Annotated in this window: 11 protein-coding genes and 1 tRNA gene; 3 read left to right on the top strand and 9 right to left on the bottom strand. The window is 57.3% G+C overall.

Features of this window, described 5'->3' with window-relative positions:
• Nucleotides 1-49: 49 nt before the first annotated feature.
• Nucleotides 50-985 (top strand): LysR family transcriptional regulator, encoded by a 936-nt coding sequence (locus ACIF4X_RS26850; protein ID WP_034153164.1) that lies wholly within the window; start codon nucleotides 50-52, stop codon nucleotides 983-985.
• Nucleotides 986-988: 3 nt separating this feature from the next.
• Here the strand turns inward: ACIF4X_RS26850 and ACIF4X_RS26855 are convergent, their stop codons facing one another.
• The 6 genes from ACIF4X_RS26855 to ACIF4X_RS26880 all read right to left on the bottom strand — a co-directional run bounded on the left by ACIF4X_RS26855 (nucleotide 989) and on the right by ACIF4X_RS26880 (nucleotide 6672).
• Entirely contained in the window at nucleotides 989-1354 is a 366-nt protein-coding gene (locus ACIF4X_RS26855) for a 5-carboxymethyl-2-hydroxymuconate Delta-isomerase (protein ID WP_397484394.1), read from the bottom strand.
• Nucleotides 1355-1522: 168 nt separating this feature from the next.
• Complete coding sequence (locus ACIF4X_RS26860) at nucleotides 1523-2443, bottom strand: LysR substrate-binding domain-containing protein (protein ID WP_397484395.1); 921 nt, start codon at nucleotides 2441-2443, stop codon at nucleotides 1523-1525.
• A 73-nt stretch (nucleotides 2444-2516) separates the two neighbouring features.
• On the bottom strand, nucleotides 2517-4613 hold the full coding sequence (locus ACIF4X_RS26865; protein WP_397484396.1) for a DUF6311 domain-containing protein: 2097 nt from the start codon (nucleotides 4611-4613) through the stop codon (nucleotides 2517-2519).
• Nucleotides 4610-4996 (bottom strand): GtrA family protein, encoded by a 387-nt coding sequence (locus ACIF4X_RS26870; protein ID WP_397484397.1) that lies wholly within the window; start codon nucleotides 4994-4996, stop codon nucleotides 4610-4612. The genes ACIF4X_RS26865 and ACIF4X_RS26870 overlap by 4 nt, the downstream gene beginning before the upstream one ends.
• Complete coding sequence (locus ACIF4X_RS26875; protein ID WP_397484398.1) at nucleotides 4993-5703, bottom strand: class I SAM-dependent methyltransferase; 711 nt, start codon at nucleotides 5701-5703, stop codon at nucleotides 4993-4995. Before ACIF4X_RS26875 ends, ACIF4X_RS26870 begins: the two co-directional genes overlap by 4 nt.
• A gap of 3 nt (nucleotides 5704-5706) precedes the next feature.
• A complete protein-coding gene (locus ACIF4X_RS26880) occupies nucleotides 5707-6672 on the bottom strand; it encodes a glycosyltransferase family 2 protein (protein ID WP_397484399.1) in 966 nt (321 codons plus the stop codon).
• A 276-nt stretch (nucleotides 6673-6948) separates the two neighbouring features.
• Between ACIF4X_RS26880 and ACIF4X_RS26885 the strand changes: the two genes are divergently transcribed.
• Nucleotides 6949-7140: a DUF1508 domain-containing protein gene (locus ACIF4X_RS26885; RefSeq protein ID WP_007911387.1), complete on the top strand. Its 192-nt coding sequence runs from the start codon at nucleotides 6949-6951 to the stop codon at nucleotides 7138-7140.
• A 212-nt stretch (nucleotides 7141-7352) separates the two neighbouring features.
• Here ACIF4X_RS26885 and ACIF4X_RS26890 read toward each other — a convergent pair whose 3' ends face one another.
• Nucleotides 7353-7535, bottom strand: a complete 183-nt coding sequence (locus ACIF4X_RS26890) for a hypothetical protein (protein ID WP_397484400.1) — start codon at nucleotides 7533-7535, stop codon at nucleotides 7353-7355.
• A gap of 148 nt (nucleotides 7536-7683) precedes the next feature.
• On the opposite strand from ACIF4X_RS26890, the gene ACIF4X_RS26895 reads away from it, so the two are divergent.
• Nucleotides 7684-7875 carry a DUF1508 domain-containing protein gene (locus tag ACIF4X_RS26895; protein ID WP_397484401.1) on the top strand — a complete coding sequence of 64 codons (192 nt, stop codon included), beginning with the start codon at nucleotides 7684-7686 and terminating at the stop codon, nucleotides 7873-7875.
• A 77-nt stretch (nucleotides 7876-7952) separates the two neighbouring features.
• Here ACIF4X_RS26895 and ACIF4X_RS26900 read toward each other — a convergent pair.
• Both ACIF4X_RS26900 and purC read right to left on the bottom strand, forming a co-directional pair.
• Nucleotides 7953-8042 (bottom strand) — tRNA-Ser (locus ACIF4X_RS26900).
• Between the two features lie 83 nt (nucleotides 8043-8125).
• Nucleotides 8126-8839, bottom strand: a complete 714-nt coding sequence (gene purC / locus ACIF4X_RS26905; RefSeq protein WP_397484402.1) for a phosphoribosylaminoimidazolesuccinocarboxamide synthase — start codon at nucleotides 8837-8839, stop codon at nucleotides 8126-8128.
• Between the last annotated feature and the right edge of the window lie 30 nt (nucleotides 8840-8869).

The following is an 8869-nucleotide window of genomic DNA, read 5'->3' on the forward strand; positions in this document are numbered from 1 at the left end:
GCACACGTTTGCGCGGATTCAGCGCAAGGAGCACAGCGAGACAGAACGGATGCTGAACAGTAACTTGCTTCGAAAGCTCGACATGCAGGATCTCATGGTGTTTATCGCTGTTTATGAGCAAAGCAGCGTTACCGATGTGTCAGAAACCCTGTTCGTCAGCCAGTCCACCGTCAGTTACTGTTTGAAAAAACTGCGCACCAGTTTCGAAGACGAACTGTTCATCAACACCCGCACCGGCATGCGCCCTACCTACAAGGCCAGCACCATGTATGGCCATGTGCAGAAGATCCTCGAAAGCATCAACCTGTGCCACGCCGGCGCCCCCACGTTCGACCCGACCCAGCAAGCCGTCACCTTCAACATCTGCGCGCCGGAATACTTCGAGCAACTGATCCTGCCGCGCCTGTTGAAACGTTTCGATTTCGATGACTTACCGGTGATGGTCAACATGCACAAGTTTGAGACCGACGTTCCGGCGGATGAACTGCGCGACGGCAGCCTCGATCTGGTCATCAGCTTCGGCCCCAACTTTCATCGCCATCACACTGACCTGAAATCACGGATGCTGCTGGAGGATGATCTGGTCTGCGTCTTCGACAAACGTGCCACGCCACTGGAACCGCGCCTGAGTCTGCAGGCCTTTACCGAACGCCGACATGTGTTCCCGACGCCGTGGACGTCGACCACCAACATGGTCGATGGTTGGCTGGCGCGGCAAGCGCAGAAGCGCCAGATCGTCGCGCGCTCGAACAGTTACAGCGCGGCACTGAAAATGATCACGGGGACCGACTTCATCCTCACCCTGCCCCGCCGTATCCAGCGCCTGCTGACCAACGAGGCGGTGTTCAATCACTGTGAGGCGCCGAACGGTTTGCCGGGCTTCACCCTCGACATGCAGTGGAGCCAGAGCGTCGATCAGGACAGCGCCAACCTCTGGCTGCGCGAACAGGTGGTCAAGGTGTGCAGCGAACTCGAAGCGGCCTGAGTCCTACACACCAATCGCGGTTTTGCTGTAAGACTCGCGATCCATATCGACCAGTTCGACACATAGCTGCACTTCGATGCCGGCCGGCCATTCGCACAGGTCCTGCAAGACCAGCAACAGGCTCTCTGACAACTGCTTCTTGATCTGCGGCGAACGCCCGCTGAGCAGCGCCAGCTTCACGTAGACGAAGGCGCGCTCGGCCATGGCAGTACCGACCTTGAAAGTCTCGACTTTGACCGCACGGCTCTTGATATCGAACTCCGCCGCGAACTGACCGGAGCCCACCAGGGTGTTGTTGAGCCGCATCAACGCGACGTCGGCGTTCAACTGCGGCAGGTTGGCGGTGTATTCCATGTGCAGGTGTGGCATTGCAGATCCCCGGTGAGTTGGCAGAAAGGTCGTACATATAGCACATGCGGCTTATCACTGATCTCTGTAGGAGTTGTCGAGTGAAACGAGGCCGCGATCTTTCGACCTTGGGATTTCAAGATCAAAAGATCGCAGCGTGCCGCAGCGCCTACAGGGTCCTGTTGTGGCTCAGGATGCGGTCAATGGCCGTTCGCTCATGAATTGCTCCAGCCGCGAACGCAACCAGCGCTCGGCAGGGTCGCTGTCCACATGGCTGAGCCAGACCATCGACAGATCCAGCGTCGGCGTCTTGAACGGAAAGGGTTCCTTGAACAGCAGCCCGGAAGTGGCCATGGCCGCTGCGGTGTAATCCGGCAGGCTGGCAATCAGGTCGGTGCCGGCCAGCAGCGCCGGCAACGCACTGTATTGCGGCACCGACAACACCACCTGACGAGTGCGCCCGAGTTCCGCCAGCCACTCATCAGCGAAACCACTGACGTTGGCCGTGTGCGAAACCAGCACGTGCGGACGCGCGCAATATTCATCCAGCGTCAACGGTGTATCGCTGGCGTCGGCGCGCAGGATGCTCGGCTGGATATGCCGCAGCAGTTTGCGTTTGGCATTGGCCGGCAGACCTCGGGTCTGGCTGATGCCGACCGTGATATCACCCGCTGCGAGCAGGTCGGGGATTCGCCAGTAATCGACGTGTTGCACCACAAACACCACGTTCGGCGCTTCCTGGCGCAGCGCACGCAACAGCGGCGGCAGCAGGCCGAACTCGACGTCATCGGAAAGGCCAATGCGAAAGGTCATGGTGCTGACGGCCGGGTCGAAATCGCGGGTCAGGCTCAGCGCGACCGAGAGTGAATCCAGCGCCGGCTTGAGATGGCGGAAAATATCTTCGGCACGCGCTGTCGGTTCCATGCGATGACCGACGCGGATGAACAGCGGATCGTTGAGCATCGTACGCAAGCGGTTGAGCGCCGAGCTGATAGTGGGCTGGCCAAGAAACAGTTTCTCGGCCGCCCGGGTCACGTTGCGTTCGAGCATCAAGGTCTCGAACACCACCATCAGGTTGATGTCGGCCTTGCGAAGTTCATTGCGGTTCATCCTTTGCCCCCTGCCCCCCGGAATACCGGCAGTGTAGAAAGGCCGGTGCCCCGGCGTCCATCGCCACGGTGCGTCAGTTCACCGTCAAGCGCTTCAAGCCCAGCCCCATGACCCGTGAATCGTCATTGATGCCCAATTGTTCTGGGCTGATGGCATCGGGCAAATGAAACTCGATCGTCAGGTGATCATTGTCCGTCAGACGCTGGCGCAAGGCAGGAGTGATCGGTAGCTCCAGGTGATTATCCTGACTTTGCACCAGCCGCGTGGCCAGCACCTGCTCGCCATTCACAGTGACGATCACTCGCTGTGCCGGATGTTGCGGCAAAACGAATGCCATGACATCCAGCGCAATCGAGCGCGCCTCGGGCGATACCCGCAAGTCGAGCTGCGCCTGCTGCCCCGCCGACCATGTTCCCCAGCTTTCCGGGGCCGACCAACCGCTGGTCAACTGCCGAGCGGAGTAGTTGAAGTTCAGCGCCTGACCCGGACGCATCAGCGCCAGCAATGACATCCGCCGCCCTTCATCCTGCACGCTCAGGCACTGCGAACAACGTTTCCAGCCCGGCGCCAGCACCACCAGGTCATCTACTCTGGTCAGCACATCGGTTTCACTGTTGACGCTTTTCGCAGCATCGGCCAGCACGGAATCGTCGAGTATGTACAACGAGTCGGCATCGTATTGCCCTGATTCGAGCATGCGCTGCGTTTTCTGCCGGGCCTGATCCAGTGCTTTGGCACTCATGCGCCCCAAATAGACAGCGTCGGTTTTCAGGCCATGGGTCGCGGCGAAATCGGCAATCACTTGCCAGCGTTCAGACTGATTCTGCGGCATCAGACTGCGGATATTCGGGTAACGCGCCGCCGCACTCGCCCAGAACGGATCACGCATCGGCGTTGCCCATTCTTCGGACGGCGCCATCATCTTGCCGTTGCGCAAGCCCATCCAGCCGTTGCGCGTGTCGACAATCTGTATCGTCAATGCCAGTGCCAGCAGCGCGATGACGATGCGTGGCCGGTAACCGCGCACCAGCAAGAACATCACCATCAGGACGATCGCGTACAACACCGGCCAGAACATCCGCCCCGAGGCGCGAAAAACATTCGCCAGTTTGATGGCGATTTTCGGTAACGGGTAGCTGAACGTGTGTGCGCCGACACCGATCTGGTTCGATAGCGCGAACAACGATAAACCGATCAACGCCAGCAATAACCAAGGGCGAAGGCGAAGCTCATCCTTCAGCGGCTGGCGGTTTCTCAGCCAGCCAATCAGTGCCAACGGCACCAGCAACAACACGCCAAGGCCCGGATAGTTGAAGCCTTCGTAATCGCCACTGGCTTTCGGCAAATTCGGCAAAATCAACGACCAGCCTGCCGGATCCAATGGCGACAGCAAATTCATCCGGTACAAACCGAAACCGCCGGATTGCGCGCCATCAGCAATAGCGAAGTAACCGACCTGCCAGCAACACACACTCACCACAGCAAACAGCAACACGCCTTCGAGCAGCCCTTGGCGCCGAGTCAATTGTTGGCTGAAGGTCTTGCCGAGCAGATCCGCCACCCAGATCAGCGCCACCATCGCCAGCAGGTACGCATGCACCATCGCGGTGACCGCCAACAGCGCACCCCAGGCCAGACGACGTCGATACAGGTTCGGCAGCAACGCCAGGTACAACGCTGCCAGAATCAGAAAATGCCCGGACAGGGAAAGGTGCCCGCCCATGCGCAGGAACATCGGCGGCGAAAACACTAGCAAACCTGTGCCCAGCAAGCGAATCAGCGGATTACCCGTCATCAGCCCCAGCAGTTTCCAGCCAAACCAGGCTTGCAGAACGAAACACGCCAGCAGCCACAGGCCGAAGTACTGGAAGGTCGCCGGTAACCACGCGTTGAACGGTTTGAACAGCAACGCCAGCAGCGGATTGGAGTCGGAGAAAATAATCGAATTGCCCAACTCCAGACCATAGAACGGGTTAAGCCCCAGCGGAAAGGTCCAGGGTGAATGGCGGAAATATTCCCAGCCCAGATAATGCGTCGCCGGATCGCCCTGCTCCAGCCAGGCAATGTTTTGCGGGTCCAGCGCTTGCGGCCCGATCACGCAGAAAAATGCCAGAACGCCGAGCAGTAAAGGCAACAGGGACAGCGCCGGATGGTTTGGTGAAGCCTTCATCGATACGTCCAGAAATTGTGCAAGACAAAGGTGAACGCCGGAATCGTCAGCGCCACCGCAACGATGCCCAGCAGATAGTGCAGCCCGGCAGTCTGTGCGGCCCAGGCAACGAACATCGCCAGGAAAAAGCCGCCCACGGACACCAGCAAAAAACGCAGCAGCGTTCGTCCGTGCAAGCGGGCAGAAAAGCTCCAGGTGGTATTGACGACATAGGACACCACCGTCGCCACGGCAAACGCCACGCCGTTGGCCAGCGGCGGTTGCGCGACAATGAAATTGATGAACAGCACCGCCACCAACCCATGCAGCGCGGTGACGAACAGCCCGGTCACGGCAAAGCGCAAACCACGCTGGATCAATACGTTTTTTTCCGCCGAGGTCACGGTTTGTACGCCAGCACGAACACACTCAACCCGGCCAGACGGTTCAGGCCCATCAACGGCAGTTCAAGGCCGCACAAGGTTTTGAGGACTCCGTTCACCAGCGGATGATGACGCTTGAGTTGCGAACGCGGCGGCTGGGCTTGTGCGCCTTGCGGCAACAAGCGTAGTGCCGCTGCAATCGGAAACACCGCGCCGAAATAATAAGCACCGCGCTGCACCGTCAAACCGGCATCACGTGCCAGCGTTTCGAACTGAGCCAGGGTGTAGCGGCGCTTGTGCTCGAGAAAGTCGTCGTGACCGCTCCACAAGAACTGGAACGCCGGCACCGTCATCAGGAATCGACTGCCCGACGGCACTTTATCGACGTACATCTTGAGCAAACCGAGGTCGTCATCGACATGCTCCAGTACGTCCATCAACAACACCAGATCGGCATCGATGGTTTCGATCCCGCGACGGTAGTGCACCGGTTTGCCGGCGGTGGTCGCGCTGGAGTCGGCGGGATAGCTGATATCCACGCACCACGCTTCGCGTGCATCGGTGTGCTTCAGTAAATGGTGGGAAAAAAAACCCGAGCCGGCGCCGACATCGAGGATTCGCTTGATCGGTGCTTCACCGAGCATCCGGGTGGTGGCTGCGGCTTTCGAGCAGTAATACCAATGCTCGCCGATGTTGTCGCCGAGGATGTCGGTTTCCTTGAGATCCATGTATCAGTCCTTGGGGTCGTAGACGCGACGCACCAGAAAAACCGGCCGGCGTTTGGATTCGATATACGTGCGGCCCAGGTACTCACCGAGCACTCCGATGCCGATCAATTGCAGCCCACCGAGAAAGGTCACGGCCACCATCAGCGAGGCATAACCGGGCATGTCGACACCGTGAATCAACGTGCGCACGACAATGAAAATAGCGAAGGCAAAAGACACCAGCGACACCAGCGCGCCGACATACGTCCAAACCCGCAATGGCTCGGTGCTGAAACTGGTGATGCCCTCCAGCGCGAAATTCCACAATCGCCAACCATTGAACTTGCTCTGCCCCGCCACGCGCTCCGGACGTTCGTAATCGACGTGGGTGGTGCGAAAGCCGACCCAGGCGAACAGGCCCTTCATAAAGCGGCGGGATTCGGGCAGTGTCAGCAATGCGTCCACCACGCAGCGATCCATCAGACGAAAGTCGCCGACGTTTTCGGGTAAAGGTTGTTCGGCAATCTTGTTGTGCAGGCGATAGAACCAGTGAGCGGACGTCTGCTTGGCCCAGGTGTCGCTGCGACGGCTGATGCGGTGACCGAGCACCACTTCAAAGCCTTCTCGCCAGCGCTCGATCATCTGCAGAATGACCTCCGGCGGGTCCTGCAAATCAGCATCGATGGGTACCACGATCTGTCCGGTCGCGATCTGCAAACCGGCGGACAGCGCCGCTTCTTTGCCGAAGTTGCGGCTCAGGTCGACGATACGCAGGCGCACATCCTGACGCTGATGCTCGAGCAGGCGCTCGAGCGTGGTATCGGTGCTGCCGTCATTGACGAACACCAGTTCAAGATCGATCAACGCCTGCGTCTGAAAGACTTCATTGATGCGCCGCAGAAACGTGTCGAGGCTGTCCTCCTCGTTAAAAACGGGGACCACCAGCGATAACGTCACCTGCCCGGCCTGTTGCGTTCCGTGCTCAGTCAAAGGAGTGCTCTTTTTATAGGTTTGTCGGTCGCCGAACGATATTCGACGCCATGAGCCGTCCGGTATTAAGCAGGAGCATCGACGGTGTTGCAAGGAACAGACGGCGTCATATTGGCCAATCCAGACGCTGATCCGCGCGCTCTAGCTCGCGCCCTTCAGAAACATCCACGAACGATTGGAAACAAATGTCCGATAGCCAAAAAAACCGTCTGCGCTAGGCTTGCGACCATGCGCCACACAGGCTGTCGCACAAATGAATCGCATGGAGCGAACTGAATGTATTTCGAGATTTACAGGCAATCCAAAGGCACCCCGAGCACCGGCAAAGGGCAATGGCGCTGGAGGCTGAGGGCGGGTAACCACGAGACCATCGCCAGTGGCGAGTCGTATGTGAACAAGGCGGATTGTTTGCATGTGATCGGGTTGATCAAGGCTGTGCAGGGGGAGACGCCGGTGAAGGAGATTTAATGGTTTGTGGCATTCACTGCTGTAAATGACTGGATGCGGGAAGTGGTGTATGTCCTGCAGAAACGGGAAAGCCCCTTTGGTTCGATGCTGAGGGGCTTTCGTGTGCGTTCAAAATAAAATAGCGAAAACAGCACTGGGTCAACCCGGCACTTATGCACAAACGAAAAGCCCAGCAAACACGCTGGGCTTTAAGGCTAACAATATCTGCACCATTACTTACAAGATTCTGATCTGAGCTTCTTCGCAGACAGAATGACTGCTTTTTGCATCGCAATCGCTTCGTTTGCCGCAACGAGGTAGGCTTCTCGCCTCTCCTGTACGGTTCCCGTACGAAAAAAATCCGACATCGTGGTTGATGGTGCCTTTTTCTTGGTTTCGTCGCTTTCGCCTTTCATAAGGCTACTCCGTTCAAAATATGTTCGCACTGATCATGGTGTGGAAACAGAGTGAAAATCCTGTTTCTTTCGATTTTAATAATGGCCAGTTTCGCCACCTGAATCCACATCTATGCTGAGGTTTCATCAAAGAACTGAAGGTTCATTTATGGCTACCGTTACTTATCCCTGCTATTGGCAAAAAAAGGACGCGTCTGGACAATGGTATTGGATTTACTACGCCAGCAACGCTAAGGCGATTTCACGGAGTAGTGAGAGCTACGTAGCTAGGGCTGATTGCCAACGCTCAGTAGAGATAATGCAAGGCTCGGCAAGCTCAGCTGTCTTCTATGACAATTAAGAGATACGCCATAGAATCGAAAAAATAGAAACAAAAAAGCCCCGTAGCTTCTCAGCTACGGGGCTTTTTCTATGTAATGGCGGAGAGATAGGGATTCGAACCCTAGGTACCGGTGAAGGTACAACGGATTTCGAATCCGTCCCATTCGGCCACTCTGGCATCTCTCCAACGGCGCGCATCATAACAACACTTTTACCGAAAGCAAACCCTCTTTCGAAAATTTCTTCGTGCTATCAGATGCTTGCGTCGATTAAAGCGGTACGCCCAGACGATTGGCGACTTCTTCGTAGGCTTCGATGACGTCACCGAGGCCCTGACGGAAGCGGTCTTTGTCCATCTTCTTCTTGGTGTCCTTGTCCCACAGACGGCAGCCGTCCGGGCTGAACTCGTCGCCGAGGACGATGGAACCGTCGCTGAACACGCCGAATTCAAGCTTGAAGTCGACCAGCAGCAGGCCGGCGTCGTCGAACAGCTTGGTCAGCACTTCGTTGACCTTGAGCGACAGTTCTTTCATGCGAACCAGTTGCTCGGCGGTGCCCCAGCCGAATGCCACGACGTGGGATTCGTTGATGAACGGGTCGCCCTTGGCGTCGTCCTTCAGGAACAGTTCGAAGGTGTAAGGGTTGAGCTTCAAGCCTTCTTCGACACCCAGACGCTTGACCAGACTGCCGGCGGCGTAGTTACGCACGACGCACTCGACCGGGATCATGTCGAGTTTCTTGACCAGCACTTCGTTGTCGGCCAGCAGTTTGTCGAATTGGGTCGGTACGCCGGCCGCTTCGAGTTTCTGCATGATGAAGGCGTTGAACTTGTTGTTGACCATGCCTTTGCGGTCGAGCTGCTCGATGCGCTTGCCGTCGAACGCCGAGGTGTCGTTGCGAAACAGCAGGATCAAGCTGTCAGCGTCATCGGTCTTGTAAACCGATTTGGCTTTGCCGCGGTAGAGTTCTTCACGTTTTTCCATGATTGGCTCCGCTTGATATGTAGGTGGGCT

The sequence above is a fragment of the Pseudomonas sp. NPDC085632 genome (assembly GCF_044541255.1).
Lineage (GTDB): Bacteria > Pseudomonadota > Gammaproteobacteria > Pseudomonadales > Pseudomonadaceae > Aquipseudomonas.